A 15,570-nucleotide genomic window follows, 5' to 3' on the forward strand; every position below is an offset into this window, starting at 1 on the left:
TGATTTCCCCTCACCCTAACCCTCTCCCCAACGGGGCGAGGGGATGCTTTGCTCCCTCTCCCTGTGGGAGAGGGCCGGGGTGAGGGCATCAGACCGCACGCTTTCCAAGCGGCACCACCAGCGGTGTACCCGCCACCGGATCGTCAATAATCATGCAGCGCATGCCGTAGATCCGCTCGATCAGCTCCGGCGTCACAATCTCTTTCGGCGCGCCCTGCGCCACGATCTCACCGTCGCGAAGCGCAATCAAATGCGTGGCGTAGCGGCACGCCTGGTTTAAGTCGTGCAGCACCGCCGCCAGGGTATACCCCTGCGTGCGGTTCAGCTCGCTCAGCAGCTCCAGCAGGTCAATCTGATGGCTGATGTCGAGCCAGGTCGTCGGCTCGTCCAGCAGCATGATCGACGTTTCCTGCGCCAGCACCATCGCGATCCACGCGCGCTGACGCTGTCCGCCGGAGAGGGTGTCCACGCTCTGCTGGGCGAGCCCGGTAATACCCGTCGCCTGCATCGCGCGGTTCACCGCCTCGTCATCCTCTTTACGCCAGCGGGTAAATAGCGGCTGGTGCGGATAGCGTCCGCGCGAGACCAGCTCCTGCACCGTGATGTCGCCCGGCGTGGTGGCGTTTTGCGCCAGCAGACCGATGCGTCTGGCCACCTCCTTGCTGGCGAAGCGCTGGATCTGCTCCCCGTCAAGAAACACGCTGCCTTCAGCCGGCGTCATCAGGCGGCTCAGCGTGCGCAGCAGGGTCGATTTTCCGCAGCCGTTCGGGCCGATAATGGCCGTGAAGTGGCCGTCCGGAATGGCAACGGATAAGTCACGGGCAATGATTTTTTTGCCGTAGCCGAGGGTGAGGTTTTCGCCGCGCAAGCGGGTGGTTGTGTCTGTCATTTCCTGCGTGACTCCTGAACGAGCAAGACGATGAGGTAAATTCCGCCGAGACTGACGGTCACCACGCCCACCGGCAGTTGATAAGGCATAAACAGCCGCTGGGCGCAGAGATCGGCGGCCAGTAGCAGCAGCGCGCCGCACAGCGCCGCCTGGGTTAATCCCCAGCGCGCCGTGCCGCTAAGTCGCCGGGCGATGTGCGGCGCTACGAGGGCGATAAACGAGATTGGCCCGGCAATCGCGGTGGAGGCGGCGGTCAGCAGTACGGCGACCAGCATCAGCATCAGGCGCGAGCGTTCGACGCCCACGCCCAGCGCGCAGGCGCTATCGTCGCCCATCTCCAGCAGACGCATACGGCGCACCAGCAGCAGCGCGCCGATAAACATCAGCAAAATCAGCGGCGCGGCGGGCCAGATTTTGCCCCACGTCAGGCCGTTGAGGGAGCCTGCATACCACAGCCCGGCGGAGAGTGCGGTTTCCAGAGAAGCCTGCAACAAAAGCCAGGTGTTAAACGCCATCAGCATCGCGCGGATGCCGATCCCGATAATGATCAGCCGGAAGGTGTCAATGCCGTTGCGCCAGGCCAGGGCCCAGATAAGCAGCGAGGTCAGAATGCCGCCCGCCATCGCCGTAAAGGTAATGGCCGTCAGATGTTGCCCGAACAGCACCATCGCCACCAGCACGCCGCTCCAGGCGCCGGTGTTGAGGCCCATCACGTCCGGGCTGCCCAGCGGGTTGCGCATCAGCGACTGGAATATTGCGCCGCTCACGCCGAGCGCCGCACCGACCAGAATCGCCATCGCCACGCGCGGCAGTCGCCACTCCGTCACCACCATGGTGATGTTACGCGGCGCGATGCCGAGCAGGGCGTTGAAGACCTGAGTAAAGTCGAGCGTCACCGCGCCGCTGCGCAGGCTCCAGACCGCCAGCAGCAGAATGGCGATAAGCAGCAGCGAGACGCTGGTCAGTAAACGACGGGACGGGGCCATCATGCGCCACCTCCGCGTTTACGGCGAACCAGGAAGATCAGCACCGGCGCGCCGATAAAGGCGCTAACCACCGAGACGCGCAGCTCGCCGGGCACCAGCAGGCGGCCCAGCACGTCGGCAAACAGCAGCAGGACAGGGGTCGCCAGCAGCGTCACCGGCAGCGACCAGCGGTGATCCGCCCCCACCAGCCAGCGCGCCATGTGCGGCATCATCAGGCCGATAAAGGCGATCGGGCCGACCACGGCGGTCGCGCTGCCGCACAGTACGGTGATGGCGAACAGACCAATCAGCTGCGTGCGCGCGACGCGGTTGCCGAGAGCGGTCGCGGTGTCGCTGCCAAGGCTCAGGCTGTTGAGCGACCGGCTTAAAAACAGCGCCACGGCGGCAGCGATAATGACCGGGATCGCCACCACTTTTAGGGTTTCAAGGGTGCGGATATCCAGCGAGCCGGCCTGCCAGAAGCGCAGCTGGTCGTAGACGTCCGGGTTGAGCAGGGCGATGCCGTTAGACAAGCCCTCCAGCACCGCCGCGAGCGCCACGCCCGCAAGCGTCAGGCGGACCGGACTCAGCTGCCCGCCGCCCTGGCTGCCGGTAAAGGCGACGACCAGCGAGGCGGCCAGCGCGCCGCAGAAGGCCATCACCAGCTGTTCAGAGGGTGAGGTCAACCCGAACAGCGCCGCGCCGAGCACGATGGCAAAGCTGGCGCCGGAGTTAACGCCGAGAATGCCGGGGTCCGCCAGCGGGTTACGGGTGAGGGTTTGCATCAGGGCACCGGCAAGGCCCAGCGCGCCACCGGCCAGCAGTCCGGCAAGCGTGCGGGGCAGTCGGGCGTCGAGCACGATGACGCAGTCGGCGCTCTGGCAGGTGCCGGAGAGCGCATCAACGATAACGGACGCGGGCAGCGGCTTCGCGCCGACCAGCAGGCTGAGTGCAGCCGCAAGGCTCAGGAGCAGCAGTAAAACGGGCACGGCAACGGCGCGCACCGCAGAAGAGGAAAACGACATAGCAACATCCATGATTTGATAATGATAGTGATTATCGTTATCTATCTTATTTGGCTATGTTAGCATGTGCGCCCATGGAAAGGGTAGAAATAGACTCAAGGCTTTGTCATGAATCAAAAATCCTGGCTGCTCAACCTCAGCCTGCTGAAAACGCACCCGGCGTATCGCGCCGTTTTTATCGCTCGCTTTATCTCCATTTTGTCCCTCGGGCTGCTCGGCGTCGCCGTGCCGGTACAGATCCAGACCCTGACGCACTCCAGCTGGCTGGTGGGGTTATCCGTCACCTTAGCCGGCGGGGCGATGTTCATCGGCCTGATGGTCGGCGGCGTGCTGGCGGACCGCTACGAGCGTAAAAAGCTGATCCTGCTGGCGCGCGGCACCTGCGGCGTGGGCTTTATCGGGCTGTGTCTGAACGCGATGCTGCCGGAGCCGTCGCTGATTGCGATTTACGCGCTGGGGCTGTGGGACGGTTTCTTCGCCTCGCTGGGCGTGACGGCGCTTCTTGCGGCAACGCCCGCGCTGGTCGGGCGCGAGAACCTGATGCAGGCGGGGGCGATTACCATGCTCACCGTGCGTCTGGGCTCGGTGATTTCGCCGATGGTGGGCGGCCTGCTGCTGGCGACCGGCAACGTGGCGTGGAACTACGGGCTGGCGGCGGCGGGAACCTTTATCACCACGCTGACGCTGCTGCGTCTGCCGCTGCTGCCGCCTCCGCCGCAGCCGCGCGAGCATCCGCTGAAATCGCTGATGGTCGCGATTCGTTTCCTGTTCAGCAACCCGCTGATTGGCGGGATTGCGCTGCTCGGCGGCCTGCTGACCATGGCGAGCGCCGTGCGCGTGCTCTACCCGGCATTAGCGGGAGCGTGGCAGATGAGCGCCTCGGAGATTGGTCTACTGTACGCCGCCATTCCGCTCGGCGCGGCGTGCGGGGCGCTGACCAGCGGCAACCTGGCGCAGAGCGCGCGTCCGGGGTTGATTATGCTGCTTGCCACGCTGGCCTCGTTTATCGCCATCGGCTTCTTCAGCCTGATGCCGGTGTGGGCTCTCGGGGTGCTGTGTCTGGTGATTTTCGGCTGGCTGAGCGCCATCAGCTCGCTGCTGCAGTACACCCTGATCCAGACCCAGACGCCGGAAGGGATGCTCGGGCGCATTAACGGCCTGTGGACGGCGCAGAACGTGACGGGTGATGCGATTGGCGCGGCGATCCTCGGCGGGCTGGGCGCGATGATGACCCCGGTGGCCTCGGCGAGCTGCGGCGGGTTTGCGTTAGCGATGGTTGGCGGGATTTTGTTAGTGGCGCTGGTGGAGTTGCGGCGGTTCAGGCAGGAGGTTGTGTTGAACGACGGGGCGGCCTGATGCCCTCACCCTGGCCCTCTCCCACAGGGAGAGGGAGGGGAAATGCCTACTTAAACAATGCATTCAATCGGTCTAACACCAACATCGCGCTGTAATAATCCAGGCGGAACGTCTCCGTTCCCAATGCCCAGACCCGTTTGTTTTTCACCGACGGCAAATGCGCCAGCAGCGGGTTGGCGTAAATCGCATCCACGTCTTTCTGGTCGCCGGCAAACACAAACAGCCCTTCGCCGTTCAGCCCCGTCGCCAGGTTTTCCCCTCCCAACTGAATGATGTCGTGGCGTTTGCCCTGGCTTTTTGAGGTGTGCAGTCCGGCGGGCAGCTCCGCCAGCGTAAAGCCCAGCTGGTGCAGCAGCTTGCCCTGCGCCGATTCCGCAGTCCACAGGTTGGCGCTGTGCGCGGCGGCGGTATAGACGATGGCGTTGACAGGCTGCGGCGGCAGCTTCATCTGCTCTTTCACCTGCGCGAGCTGTTTATCAAAGGCGGCAATGCGCTCTACGGCCTGTTTTTCCTGCCCGGTAATGGTGCCCAGTAGGGTCAGCAGTGCCTGCCAGCTTTTGTCGTCGTAGTTGATGATAAGCGTCGGCGCGATAGCTGAGAGCTGATCGTACAGCGCCAGTGCGGAATCCCCGCCGGTAGCGCTGATCAAAATCAGGTCCGGCATCTGGGCGGCGACCGCTTCGGCGCTCGGCTCGCCGATGTACAGCCGTGCAACCTTGCGCTGTTTCGCAATATCACCCCACTGGCGCAAAAAGCCCTGCGCATCCGCCACGCGATTGTTCGGCGTGGTGGCGCCGCTGGCGACGACCGGGGCGTCAATCGCCAGCAGGGAGCCGGTTAAGGTCACGCTGGTGGAGACAATGCGCGTCGGTTTGCTCTCAAGCGTGTGAACGCCTCGGCTGTCGGTCACCTGACGCGGCCAGTCGGCGGCAGCGGCTGAGGCAAGTCCTAAAACAAAAAGTCCAGATAAAAGCAGGGTATTACGGAATAGGGCAGGGAATTTCACAGCGCGACATCCTGTTTTTGTTGAAGATAATGCTTCTCATTTTCATGGTTGCCGCGAAGGGATGCAAGCTTTTGTCGCATAAGTTATTTGTCCGACGGTTGACAGCGAAGCGATGTGGGATTAGGTCAGCCGACGAAAATATAAATGATAATCATTATTGCTTCTTTTATCATTTTAAGGAGGATGATATGGACACGTCCCTGGCTGAGGAAGTTCAGCACACCGCGACCACGCTGCAATCAGACAGCTTTTTCTTTATGTCGCCTTACCGCAGTTTTACTACCTCAGGCTGTTTTGCCCGCTTCTCTGAACCCGCCGTCGGCGGCGACGATCCGGCGGGGCACTTCCAGCAAAAATTAGCCCAGGCCTTCCGGAATGCGAAAGCTAACGGCATCGCTCATCCGGTGATGGTAGGGGCTATTCCGTTCGATACCCGCAAGCCATCTTCTCTGTTTATTCCTCAGCGCTGGCAGACCTTTTCCCGTCCGGCACGTCAGCAGTCCGCACGCTATTTCTCCGGCGCGCAGGCGCTGAAGGTGGAACAGCGCACCGAGATCCCCGCTCAGCCCGTGTTCGAAGAGATGGTCGCGCGCGCCGCGTCGCTCACCGCCACGCCGCAGGTGAATAAGGTAGTGCTGTCGCGCCTGATTGATATCGCCACCGATAAAAACATGGATAGCGGTGCGCTGATGGAGCGGCTGATCGCCCAGAACCCGGCGAGCTTTAACTTCCACGTTCCGCTGGAGGACGGCGGCGTGCTGCTCGGAGCCAGCCCGGAACTGCTGCTGCGTAAAGAGGGCGCGCACTTTAGCTCGCTGCCGCTGGCAGGCTCCGCGCGCCGCCAGCCGGACGACGTATTGGATCGCGAAGCGGGCAATAAGCTGCTCGCCTCCGAAAAAGACCGTCACGAGCACGATCTCGTAACCCAGGCGATGAAGGCCATTCTGGCACCGCGCAGCCACCACCTGAGCATGCCGTCTTCCCCGCAGCTCATCACCACGCCGACGCTGTGGCATTTGGCGACGCCGGTTGAAGGTGACGCGCGTGACAACGAAAACGCCCTGACGCTGGCCTGCCTGCTGCACCCGACCCCGGCCCTGAGCGGCTTCCCGCATCAGGCGGCAAAAGAGCTGATTGCCGAGCTGGAGCCGTTCGACCGCGAGCTGTTCGGCGGCATCGTCGGCTGGTGCGACAGCGAAGGCAACGGCGAGTGGGTGGTGACCATCCGCTGCGCGCGTCTGCATAAAAACACCGTTCGCCTGTTTGCCGGCGCGGGCATTGTGCCGGCCTCCTCGCCGGTGGGCGAGTGGCGCGAGACGGGCGTGAAGCTCTCCACCATGCTTAACGTGTTTGGCCTGCACTAAGGAACGCTCATGACTATTCCCTTTACCCGCTGGCCTGAGGAATTCGCCCGCCGCTACCGTGAAAAAGGCTACTGGCAGGATCTGCCGCTGACCCACATCCTGACGGATCGCGCGGACAGCGATGCCGTGGCGATCATCGACGGCAAGCGGCACATCACCTACCGCGCGTTTAATCAGGCGGTGAATAACCTGGCGTCCGCTCTTCAGGCACAGGGACTTCACCGCGGTGAGACCGCGCTGGTACAGCTCGGCAACGTGGCCGAGTTCTACATCACCTTCTTCGCGCTGCTGCAAATTGGCGTCGCGCCGGTGAACGCGCTCTTTAGCCATCAGCGCAGCGAGCTGAACGCCTACGCGGAGCAGATCAAACCCACCGTGCTGATTGCCGATCGCGAGCACGCGCTGTTTGCGGGTGACGATTTTCTCAACACCTTTGTGGATGTGCACCGCTCGGTTCGCGTCGTGCTCCTGCGCGGCGATAAGGGTGAACATGTCCTGGAAGCGGCGATTGCGCGTCCGGCGGACAACTTCATCCCGAACCCGACGCCCGCCGACGAAGTGGCATTTTTCCAGCTCTCAGGCGGTAGCACCGGCACGCCGAAGCTGATCCCGCGCACGCACAACGATTACGACTACAGCATTCGCCGCAGCAACGAGATTTGCGGCATCACCGCCGATACGCGTTACCTGAACGCGCTGCCCGCGGCGCATAACTACGCCATGAGTTCGCCGGGATCGTTAGGCGTCTTCACCGCGGGCGGATGCGTGGTGCTGGCGAACGATCCGAGCGCCACGCTCTGCTTCCCGCTGATTGAACGGCATCAGATTAACGTCACCTCGCTGGTTCCTCCGGCGGTGAGCCTCTGGCTGCAGGCGATTGCCGACGGCGCGGGAAGCGCGCAGCTTAAATCCCTCAGGCTGCTGCAGGTGGGGGGCGCACGTCTCTCCGCCACGCTCGCGGCGCGCATTCCGGCGGAAATCGGCTGCCAGCTTCAACAGGTGTTCGGCATGGCGGAAGGGCTGGTGAACTACACCGCGCTCGACGACGCGCCGGAACGCATCATCAACACCCAGGGCCGCCCGATGTGCCCGGACGACGAAGTTTGGGTGGCGGACGAGAACGGAAACCCGCTGCCGCGCGGTGAGGTTGGGCGTCTGATGACGCGCGGGCCGTATACCTTCCGCGGCTATTTCAACAGCCCGGAACACAACGCCAGCGCCTTTGACGCCGACGGCTTTTACTGCTCCGGCGATCTGATTGCCATTGACGAGCAGGGCTACATCACCGTGCAGGGGCGCGAGAAAGATCAGATCAACCGCGGCGGCGAGAAGATCGCCGCCGAAGAGATTGAAAACCTGCTGTTGCGCCACGAGTCGGTGATCCACGCCGCGCTGGTGAGCATGGAGGACAGCCTGCTGGGCGAAAAAAGCTGCGCGTATCTGGTGGTGAAACAGCCCCTGCGCGCGGTCGAGGTGCGCCGCTTCCTGCGCGAGCAGGGCGTTGCCGAATTCAAGCTGCCGGACCGCGTGGAGAGCGTGGATGCGCTCCCGCTAACGCCGGTCGGTAAAGTCGATAAGAAACAGTTGCGCCTGTGGCTTGCTGAACGCGCCCGGGGCTGAGGAACAGAGTATGGCCATTCCAAAATTAACCGCTTACGCGCTGCCGACCGCCGCAGATCTGCCGGCCAACAAGGTGAACTGGGCGTTCGAGCCTGAGTGCGCCGCGCTGCTAATCCACGATATGCAGGAGTATTTCCTGAACTTCTGGGGCGAAAACAGCGCGATGATGCAGCAGGTGGTGGCGAATATCGCCAGACTGCGCGCTTACTGCAAAGCGCACAATATTCCCGTCTACTACACCGCCCAGCCGAAAGAGCAGAGCGACGAAGACCGCGCCCTGCTGAACGACATGTGGGGGCCAGGCCTGACCCGCTCACCGGAGCAGCAGCGCATTGTAAGTGAACTGACCCCGGACGAAGCGGACACGGTGCTGGTGAAGTGGCGCTACAGCGCGTTTCACCGCTCGCCGCTGGAGCAGATGCTGAAAGAGACGGGCCGCAACCAGCTGCTGATTACCGGCGTCTACGCCCACATCGGCTGCATGACCACCGCCACCGATGCCTTTATGCGCGACATCAAGCCGTTCTTTATCGCCGACGCGCTGGCGGATTTCACCCGCGACGAGCATCTGATGTCGCTGAACTACGTAGCAGGGCGCTCGGGCCGCGTAGTGATGACCAACGAGCTGCTGCCTTCCGTTCCGGCGACCAAAGCCGCGCTGCGCGAGCTGATCCTGCCGCTGCTGGACGAGTCCGACGAGCCGATGGATGACGAAAACCTGATCGACTACGGCCTGGACTCGATGCGCATGATGGCGCTGGCCGCCCGCTGGCGCAAAGTGCACGGCGATATCGACTTCGTGATGCTGGCAAAAAATCCCACAATCGACGCCTGGTGGGCGCTGCTCTCCCGCGAGGTGAAGTGATGGGTCTGGATTTCACCGGTAAAACCGTCTGGGTGACGGGCGCGGGTAAGGGGATTGGCTACGCGACGGCGCTGGCGTTTGTGGAGGCGGGCGCACGGGTGACCGGCTTCGATCTGGCGTTTCCGCTGGGCGATTATCCGTTCGCCACTGAAACCCTGGACGTGGCGGATGCCGCGCAGGTGCATGAGGTGTGCGGGCGCGCGCTGGCGTCGCTTGAACGGCTGGACGTGCTGGTCAACGCGGCGGGCATTCTGCGCATGGGGGCGACGGACCAGCTTTCGCAGGAGGACTGGCAGCAGACCTTCGCGGTTAACGTCGGCGGCGCGTTCAACCTGTTCCAGCAGACGATGGGCCAGTTCCGCCGTCAGCAGGGCGGGGCGATAGTCACCGTGGCGTCCGACGCGGCGCACACGCCGCGCATCGGCATGAGCGCCTATGGCGCGTCGAAGGCGGCGCTGAAAAGCCTGGCTATGACCGTCGGGCTGGAGCTGGCGGGCAGCGGCGTGCGCTGTAACCTGGTGTCGCCGGGCTCAACGGACACCGATATGCAGCGCACCCTGTGGAAAAGCGACGACGCGGAGCAGCAGCGTATTCGCGGCTTTGGCGAGCAGTTCAAGCTTGGCATTCCGCTGGGCAAAATAGCTCGTCCGCAGGAGATAGCCAGCACGGTGCTGTTCCTTGCATCCGATGCCGCCAGCCATATCACCCTGCAGGATATCGTGGTGGACGGCGGCTCCACGCTGGGAGCGTAAGATGATCTGGAAACGTCATTTACCGCTCGAGGAGCTGAACGCAACCAGCCTGAATACGCTGGTGGCGCATCTCGGCATTGTCTATACCCGTATCGGTGACGACACGCTGGAAGCGGAGATGCCGGTGGATGCGCGCACCCATCAGCCGTTTGGCCTGCTGCACGGCGGCGCGTCGGCGGCGCTGGCGGAAACGCTGGGGTCGATGGCCGGTTTTCTGATGACCCGCGACGGGCAGAGCGTGGTGGGGACGGAGCTTAACGCCACGCACCATCGTGCGGTCTCTCACGGCAAAGTGCGCGGCGTTTGCCAGCCGCTGCATCTGGGGCGTTCGAGCCAGAGCTGGGAGATTGTGGTATTCGACGAGCAGGGGCGGCGGTGCTGCACCTGTCGGTTGAGCACGATGGTGTTGGGCTAAGCCAGGCAGATCAAAGTGATCGGCTTAACACTGTGGTGTAAATCTCTGGTTTGACCACGCATTATTGCGTTTCAAAGTTGTTAAATTTTTCCGGTTGTTCTAGAAACAAAATGTAACATCTCACTGTTTCACAACAACGGACAACAACTATGAACAACTCAGGGAAATACCTTATATGGGCAGGGCTCTCCGTTGTGGGAGCCTTTGCCCTGGGCTATATCGCCCTCAACCGGGGGGAACAGATCAATGCGCTCTGGATCGTCGTCGCCTCCGTCTGCATTTATCTGATCGCGTACCGTTTTTATGGCCGCTATATCGCCAAGAACGTTCTGGCCGTTGACGCTACGCGCATGACGCCTGCCGTCCGCCATAACGACGGGCTGGACTACGTGCCGACCGACAAAAAAGTGCTGTTCGGTCACCATTTTGCGGCGATTGCCGGAGCGGGTCCGCTGGTGGGGCCGGTGCTGGCGGCTCAGATGGGCTACCTGCCGGGGATGATCTGGATCCTCGCGGGCGTGGTGCTGGCGGGCGCGGTGCAGGACTTTATGGTGCTGTTCGTCTCGACCCGCCGCGACGGGCGTTCGTTGGGTGAGCTGGTGAAAGAGGAGATGGGGGCAACCGCCGGGGTAATTGCGCTGGTGGCGACCTTTATGATCATGGTGATCATCCTCGCGGTGCTGGCGATGATCGTGGTGAAAGCGCTGACCCACAGCCCGTGGGGGACCTATACCGTTGCCTTCACCATTCCGCTGGCGCTGTTTATGGGGATCTATATTCGCTACCTGCGCCCGGGCCGCATTGGTGAGGTGTCGGTAATTGGCCTGGTATTCCTGGTGTTCGCCATTATCTCCGGCGGCTGGGTGGCGGAAAGCCCGACCTGGGCGCCGTTCTTCGACTTTACCGGCGTCCAGCTGACCTGGATGCTGGTGGGCTACGGCTTTGTGGCGGCGGTGCTGCCGGTATGGCTGCTGCTGGCTCCGCGTGACTATCTCTCTACGTTCCTGAAAATCGGCACCATCGTCGGGCTAGCGATCGGCATTCTGATTATGCGCCCGACCCTGACCATGCCTGCGTTAACCAAATTCATCGACGGTACCGGCCCGGTCTGGACCGGCAACCTCTTCCCGTTCCTGTTTATCACCATCGCCTGCGGCGCGGTGTCGGGCTTCCACGCGCTGATCGCTTCCGGCACCACGCCGAAGATGCTGGCGAATGAAAATCAGGCCTGCCTGATCGGCTACGGCGGCATGCTGATGGAATCCTTTGTCGCCATCATGGCGCTGGTCTCTGCCTGCATCATCGACCCGGGCGTGTATTTCGCGATGAACAGCCCGATGGCGGTACTGGCACCGGCTGGTACCGTTGACGTGGTGGCGTCCGCCGCGCAGGTAGTGAGCGGCTGGGGCTTTGCGATTACCCCTGATACGTTGACGAGCATCGCCAGTGAAGTGGGCGAGCAGTCGATTATCTCCCGTGCGGGCGGGGCGCCGACGCTGGCAGTGGGGATGGCCTACATCCTGCACGGCGCGCTGGGCGGGCTGATGGACGTGTCGTTCTGGTATCACTTCGCCATCCTGTTCGAGGCGCTGTTTATCCTGACGGCGGTGGATGCGGGAACCCGTGCGGCGCGCTTTATGCTGCAGGACCTGCTGGGGGTGATCTCCCCGAACCTGAAGCGTACCGATTCGCTCCCGGCTAACCTGCTGGCGACGGCGCTGTGCGTGCTGGCGTGGGGATACTTCCTGCACCAGGGCGTGGTTGATCCGCTGGGCGGGATTAACACCCTGTGGCCGCTGTTTGGTATCGCCAACCAGATGCTGGCGGGTATGGCGCTGATGCTCTGCGCGGTAGTGCTGTTCAAGATGAAGCGCCAGCGTTACGCGTGGGTGGCACTGGTGCCAACCGCGTGGCTGCTGATCTGTACCCTGACGGCGGGCTGGCAGAAGGCCTTCAGCCCGGACAACAAGGTGGGCTTCCTGGCGATCGCCAACAAGTTCCAGGCGATGATCGACAGCGGTAAGATCCCGGCGCAGTACACCGAGTCCCAGCTGTCTCAGCTGGTGTTTAACAACCGTCTGGACGCCGGGCTGACCATCTTCTTTATGGTGGTGGTCGTGGTGCTGGCGTTGTATTCTCTGAAAACCGCGCTGGCGGCGTTGAAAAACGATAAGCCAACGGCGAAAGAGACGCCGTACGAGCCGATGCCTGAAAACCTGGAAGAGATTGTGACCCAGGCGAAAGGGGCGCACTAACCTGTGTGCCGGGTGGCGGCTTCGCCTTACCCGGCACACATTTCTTCTCCGGCCTTTCCCTTTGGGAGAGGGCCGGAAACAAACGAGAAACTGATTATGTTCGACACCCTTTCCAAAGCAGGTAAGTACCTGGGCCAGGCCGCCAAAATGATGATTGGCGTGCCGGACTACGACAATTACGTCGAGCATATGCGCGTTAACCATCCGGACCAGACGCCCATGACCTACGAAGAATTTTTCCGCGACCGCCAGGATGCCCGCTACGGCGGCAAGGGCGGGGCGAAGTGCTGTTAACCCTCTTTCGGTAAATAGAGGCTGATCTGTTCCTGCTTGCAGCCGTAGATCGCCGCCAGCTTTTCACGGGTGCGCTTTTGCGGACGGGAGTCGAGCGCTTCCAGCTGCGACACGGCGGACTGGGTGATGCCGAGTTTTTCCGCCACCTCCTGCTGGGACATGCCGCGCAGGATACGCCACGCGGCCTGCAGGCTGACGTTCTGCCAGGTCATGATGCTGCATACTTCTCCCGGCAATTCCACGTCATCCAGATTATCGTGTTCGACTTCAATATCCTCCAGATCGTCATCGGTTTCGTCGTCAATTTCTGCCATCTGTAAGAGCATACGAAAATATTCGTGATAGGGAATAACGACGTACTGCGTTTTCCCATTATCGTCCTTGATTAGCTGTACAGCCATAGTTGGCACTCTCCTCATGCAGGTAAGTCGTTGAAGTTCTGCGCTTAACGGCCAAAACATAACAATGGTCATCGGGAGCGTCCCGAAGCGTATAGACGATGCGGTAATCGCCTACGCGAAGCCGGAAATGATTTTCTGTCGTCGATATTTTTTTGATATCGGGCCGGGGAGCCGAGCTGTCATCCAGCTCGGAGAGCTTTACCTCAATTCGACGCTGATATCGCTCGTCAATTCTGGAAAATGCCTTTTTTGCACCATTTGACCAGACAATCTTCATCCGTACCTCCACTGTACGCCCACACAAAATATAAGGAAATAATAAGGCTATTAGATAAATTCCGAATTTCTAATGGGATACTGTAGAGCGGTGAAATAACCGGAGAAAGCGGCAAAACGCGAACCGTCGAGGGCGCTCGGAAACGCCTCTGCCGGGCGACAGAGGCTTGCAGGGAGATTGCGATCAGGCGTTCAAACCGCCGTCCACGTCCAGGCCGGTACCGGAGATCTGCCCGGCCGCCGGGCTGGCAAGAAACGTGACCGCCGCCGCGACGTCTTCCGGCTGACCGTAATGACCCAAAGCAATAAGCTGACGCTGAGAGTCAGCCTGTTCCCCGTCTTCCGGGTTCATATCGCTGTTGGTGGGGCCGGGGTGCACCAGGTTAACGGTAATACCGCGCGGCCCTAAATCACGAGCCAGCCCGCGGGTGAGGGAATTCAGCGCCGATTTGGTCATCGAGTAAACGGCAATGCCCGGCTGCGCCACGCGGTTTGCCAGACAGCTTCCGATGTTGATAATGCGCCCGCCGTCGGACATGTGCACCAGCGCTTCCTGAATGGCGATCACCACGCCGCGAATATTGACGTTGATAAGGGCGTCAATGTCCGCCAGCGTCATGGACTCCAGCGGGCCGCCGCGCGCGATCCCGGCGTTGTTGACCAGAATGTCCAGCCCGCCAAGTGAACGCGCCGCATGGGTGACGGCATCCTGAATCGCCTGCGCGCTGGCGCTGTCGGCCTGCACGGCTTCGCTGTGGCGCCCCAGCGCCTTAATCTCATCGGCGACCGCCTGGGCTTTATCGGCAGATTTTTCATACGTAATAATCACATCCGCACCGGCGCGCGCCAGCGACAGGGCAATCGCACGACCCAGCCCGCGGCTGGCACCGGTAACCAGCGCCTTTTTACCTGTTAAATCGATCTGCATGATGACCTCTTTACGAGAGTGGTAAGAATCATCATTAGGTATAGCCTGTCGGGGCGATTAACGGCTGAAGGATTCCACTTTCTCAAACGCGGCGCGCAGAACGTCAGGCGTTAACGTAACAGGTAAATAGTGAATCGACTCCACCGGGCGCAGGGTGTGGGCTATGACCCGATCCAGCTCGTCGCGGTTATTGATGTCGACGTCCAGCTCGCGCAGCGTGGTCGGCAGGTTAAAACGCTGGTACGCCGCGACCAGCTGCGCCAGCACGTCGTCCTGGCCGAGCAGGGCGCTCTGCACCAGAATCCCGTAGGCTACCTTGGTGCCGTGCAGGTATTTTTCCGTCTGCGGCAGCACGGTTAAGCCGTTGTGTACCGCATGCGCCGCCGCCACGCGGGTGTAGCGCTCGCCCAGGCCGCCAACCATTCCGCCGCCGGCGATGATTGCATCGACCACGTCCCGAAACGCCTGCGTCTGTTCGCCGCGCTGCTGGTCGGCCAGCGCCTCTTCGCTGCGCGTCAGCAGCACGTCGCGGATCGCCAGCGCGCCGTTGATGCCCAGCCGCACGGTCAGCGGCAGGTTCTCCGGCTCAGGTGCCAATACCACCGCTTCGTACCACTTCGCCAGCGTATCGCCGATGCCCGCCAGCAGATACTCCGCCGGGGCGTTAAGGACGATCTGCGGCTCCACCAGCACCAGGAAGTTGGCGTCGTCGAAGATCTCAAAATGCAGCGCCTGACCGGCATCGTTGTACCAGACGGAGAGCGGGGTCCACGCCGCGCAGGTGGCGGCAATGGTGGGGATGCCCACGAACGGCACCCCTAAGCGGCGCGCCACGGCCTTGACGGTATCCATCACCGCGCCGCCGCCGACGCCAATCACCACGCTGGCGTCGCTGCCGGATTCATTCACCAGATGGGTGACGTCGCGCTCGCTGCAGTGGCCTTTAAACAGCAGGCGTTTCGCCCCTGGCGCGTTAAAGCTCTCGGGCAGGAAAGGGCGCGCGCCTTCGATAGCGCGCTCGCCGTAAATCCACACCGCGCGGGAAAGCTGTTTCGGGGTAAAGAAGTTATCCAGCCGCGCAAGGCTTCCGGGATGAGAGAAGTAGTTCGCCGGGCCAGGCACGACGCGGATATCGGTGTTGCTCATGATGGTGTCCTTT

The 15,570-nt window shown here is 62.0% G+C and carries 16 protein-coding genes; 8 read left to right on the forward strand and 8 right to left on the reverse strand.

Features of this window, described 5'->3' with window-relative positions:
• Positions 1–88: 88 nt before the first annotated feature.
• From fepC to fepD, 3 genes are read right to left on the reverse strand one after another with little or no spacing between them, the layout of a single operon-like run.
• Positions 89–889, reverse strand: a complete 801-nt coding sequence (gene fepC, locus ACMWLG_RS06620) for an iron-enterobactin ABC transporter ATP-binding protein (RefSeq protein ID WP_045356527.1) — start codon at positions 887–889, stop codon at positions 89–91.
• Positions 886–1,875 (reverse strand): iron-enterobactin ABC transporter permease, encoded by a 990-nt coding sequence (gene fepG, locus ACMWLG_RS06625; protein ID WP_072254642.1) that lies wholly within the window; start codon positions 1,873–1,875, stop codon positions 886–888. The genes fepC and fepG overlap by 4 nt, the downstream gene beginning before the upstream one ends.
• The gene (gene fepD, locus ACMWLG_RS06630; protein ID WP_045402053.1) at positions 1,875–2,879 is read right to left on the reverse strand and encodes a Fe(3+)-siderophore ABC transporter permease; all 1,005 of its coding nucleotides are present in this window, start codon (positions 2,877–2,879) and stop codon (positions 1,875–1,877) included. Before fepD ends, fepG begins: the two co-directional genes overlap by 1 nt.
• Before the next feature lie 108 nt (positions 2,880–2,987).
• Here fepD and entS point away from each other — a divergent pair, with 108 nt between their 5' ends.
• Entirely contained in the window at positions 2,988–4,235 is a 1,248-nt protein-coding gene (entS, locus tag ACMWLG_RS06635; RefSeq protein ID WP_414762966.1) for an enterobactin transporter EntS, read from the forward strand.
• A 46-nt stretch (positions 4,236–4,281) separates the two neighbouring features.
• On the opposite strand, the gene fepB is transcribed toward entS, so the two are convergent.
• Positions 4,282–5,241 (reverse strand): Fe2+-enterobactin ABC transporter substrate-binding protein, encoded by a 960-nt coding sequence (gene fepB / locus ACMWLG_RS06640; RefSeq protein ID WP_023310705.1) that lies wholly within the window; start codon positions 5,239–5,241, stop codon positions 4,282–4,284.
• A 188-nt stretch (positions 5,242–5,429) separates the two neighbouring features.
• Here fepB and entC point away from each other — a divergent pair, with 188 nt between their 5' ends.
• The 7 genes from entC to ACMWLG_RS06675 all read left to right on the forward strand — a co-directional run bounded on the left by entC (position 5,430) and on the right by ACMWLG_RS06675 (position 12,806).
• Positions 5,430–6,605 (forward strand): isochorismate synthase EntC, encoded by a 1,176-nt coding sequence (entC, locus tag ACMWLG_RS06645; protein ID WP_045402061.1) that lies wholly within the window; start codon positions 5,430–5,432, stop codon positions 6,603–6,605.
• Between the two features lie 9 nt (positions 6,606–6,614).
• Positions 6,615–8,225 carry a (2,3-dihydroxybenzoyl)adenylate synthase EntE gene (gene entE / locus ACMWLG_RS06650; RefSeq protein WP_045402065.1) on the forward strand — a complete coding sequence of 537 codons (1,611 nt, stop codon included), beginning with the start codon at positions 6,615–6,617 and terminating at the stop codon, positions 8,223–8,225.
• A 10-nt stretch (positions 8,226–8,235) separates the two neighbouring features.
• Positions 8,236–9,090, forward strand: a complete 855-nt coding sequence (locus tag ACMWLG_RS06655) for an isochorismatase (protein WP_045402068.1) — start codon at positions 8,236–8,238, stop codon at positions 9,088–9,090.
• Positions 9,087–9,842, forward strand: a complete 756-nt coding sequence (gene entA / locus ACMWLG_RS06660; RefSeq protein WP_032668097.1) for a 2,3-dihydro-2,3-dihydroxybenzoate dehydrogenase EntA — start codon at positions 9,087–9,089, stop codon at positions 9,840–9,842. The genes ACMWLG_RS06655 and entA overlap by 4 nt, the downstream gene beginning before the upstream one ends.
• Position 9,843: 1 nt before the next feature.
• Positions 9,844–10,257, forward strand: coding sequence for a proofreading thioesterase EntH (entH, locus tag ACMWLG_RS06665; protein ID WP_029740111.1), 414 nt, complete (start codon positions 9,844–9,846; stop codon positions 10,255–10,257).
• Positions 10,258–10,406: 149 nt separating this feature from the next.
• Complete coding sequence (gene cstA, locus ACMWLG_RS06670; protein WP_023310711.1) at positions 10,407–12,512, forward strand: pyruvate/proton symporter CstA; 2,106 nt, start codon at positions 10,407–10,409, stop codon at positions 12,510–12,512.
• Between the two features lie 96 nt (positions 12,513–12,608).
• Positions 12,609–12,806: a YbdD/YjiX family protein gene (locus ACMWLG_RS06675; protein WP_006809671.1), complete on the forward strand. Its 198-nt coding sequence runs from the start codon at positions 12,609–12,611 to the stop codon at positions 12,804–12,806.
• On the opposite strand, the gene ACMWLG_RS06680 is transcribed toward ACMWLG_RS06675, so the two are convergent.
• From ACMWLG_RS06680 to ACMWLG_RS06695, 4 genes are all read right to left on the reverse strand, one after another.
• Positions 12,803–13,207 (reverse strand): helix-turn-helix domain-containing protein, encoded by a 405-nt coding sequence (locus ACMWLG_RS06680; protein ID WP_023310712.1) that lies wholly within the window; start codon positions 13,205–13,207, stop codon positions 12,803–12,805. The genes ACMWLG_RS06675 and ACMWLG_RS06680 overlap by 4 nt on opposite strands.
• Positions 13,179–13,484, reverse strand: coding sequence for a type II toxin-antitoxin system RelE family toxin (locus tag ACMWLG_RS06685; protein WP_023310713.1), 306 nt, complete (start codon positions 13,482–13,484; stop codon positions 13,179–13,181). Before ACMWLG_RS06685 ends, ACMWLG_RS06680 begins: the two co-directional genes overlap by 29 nt.
• Before the next feature lie 183 nt (positions 13,485–13,667).
• Complete coding sequence (locus tag ACMWLG_RS06690; RefSeq protein ID WP_032661029.1) at positions 13,668–14,411, reverse strand: SDR family NAD(P)-dependent oxidoreductase; 744 nt, start codon at positions 14,409–14,411, stop codon at positions 13,668–13,670.
• A 57-nt stretch (positions 14,412–14,468) separates the two neighbouring features.
• Positions 14,469–15,557 (reverse strand): oxidoreductase, encoded by a 1,089-nt coding sequence (locus ACMWLG_RS06695; RefSeq protein ID WP_045619762.1) that lies wholly within the window; start codon positions 15,555–15,557, stop codon positions 14,469–14,471.
• Positions 15,558–15,570: the final 13 nt, after the last annotated feature.

It is taken from the genome of Enterobacter sp. 01-M-02-SI-ECC (assembly GCF_047530595.1).
GTDB classification, from domain to species: Bacteria; Pseudomonadota; Gammaproteobacteria; order Enterobacterales; family Enterobacteriaceae; genus Enterobacter; species Enterobacter cloacae_M.

Bases quoted from the DNA above. Each gene is read 5' to 3' on its own strand.
- fepC (WP_045356527.1), bottom strand. From the start codon at position 889: ATGACAGACACAACCACCCGCTTGCGCGGCGAAAACCTCACCCTCGGC.
- fepG (WP_072254642.1), bottom strand. From the start codon at position 1,875: ATGGCCCCGTCCCGTCGTTTACTGACCAGCGTCTCGCTGCTGCTTATC.
- fepD (WP_045402053.1), bottom strand. From the start codon at position 2,879: ATGTCGTTTTCCTCTTCTGCGGTGCGCGCCGTTGCCGTGCCCGTTTTA.
- entS (WP_414762966.1), top strand. From the start codon at position 2,988: ATGAATCAAAAATCCTGGCTGCTCAACCTCAGCCTGCTGAAAACGCAC.
- entC (WP_045402061.1), top strand. From the start codon at position 5,430: ATGGACACGTCCCTGGCTGAGGAAGTTCAGCACACCGCGACCACGCTG.
- entE (WP_045402065.1), top strand. From the start codon at position 6,615: ATGACTATTCCCTTTACCCGCTGGCCTGAGGAATTCGCCCGCCGCTAC.
- ACMWLG_RS06655 (WP_045402068.1), top strand. From the start codon at position 8,236: ATGGCCATTCCAAAATTAACCGCTTACGCGCTGCCGACCGCCGCAGAT.
- entH (WP_029740111.1), top strand. From the start codon at position 9,844: ATGATCTGGAAACGTCATTTACCGCTCGAGGAGCTGAACGCAACCAGC.
- cstA (WP_023310711.1), top strand. From the start codon at position 10,407: ATGAACAACTCAGGGAAATACCTTATATGGGCAGGGCTCTCCGTTGTG.
- ACMWLG_RS06675 (WP_006809671.1), top strand. From the start codon at position 12,609: ATGTTCGACACCCTTTCCAAAGCAGGTAAGTACCTGGGCCAGGCCGCC.
- ACMWLG_RS06680 (WP_023310712.1), bottom strand. From the start codon at position 13,207: ATGGCTGTACAGCTAATCAAGGACGATAATGGGAAAACGCAGTACGTC.
- ACMWLG_RS06685 (WP_023310713.1), bottom strand. From the start codon at position 13,484: ATGAAGATTGTCTGGTCAAATGGTGCAAAAAAGGCATTTTCCAGAATT.
- ACMWLG_RS06690 (WP_032661029.1), bottom strand. From the start codon at position 14,411: ATGCAGATCGATTTAACAGGTAAAAAGGCGCTGGTTACCGGTGCCAGC.
- ACMWLG_RS06695 (WP_045619762.1), bottom strand. From the start codon at position 15,557: ATGAGCAACACCGATATCCGCGTCGTGCCTGGCCCGGCGAACTACTTC.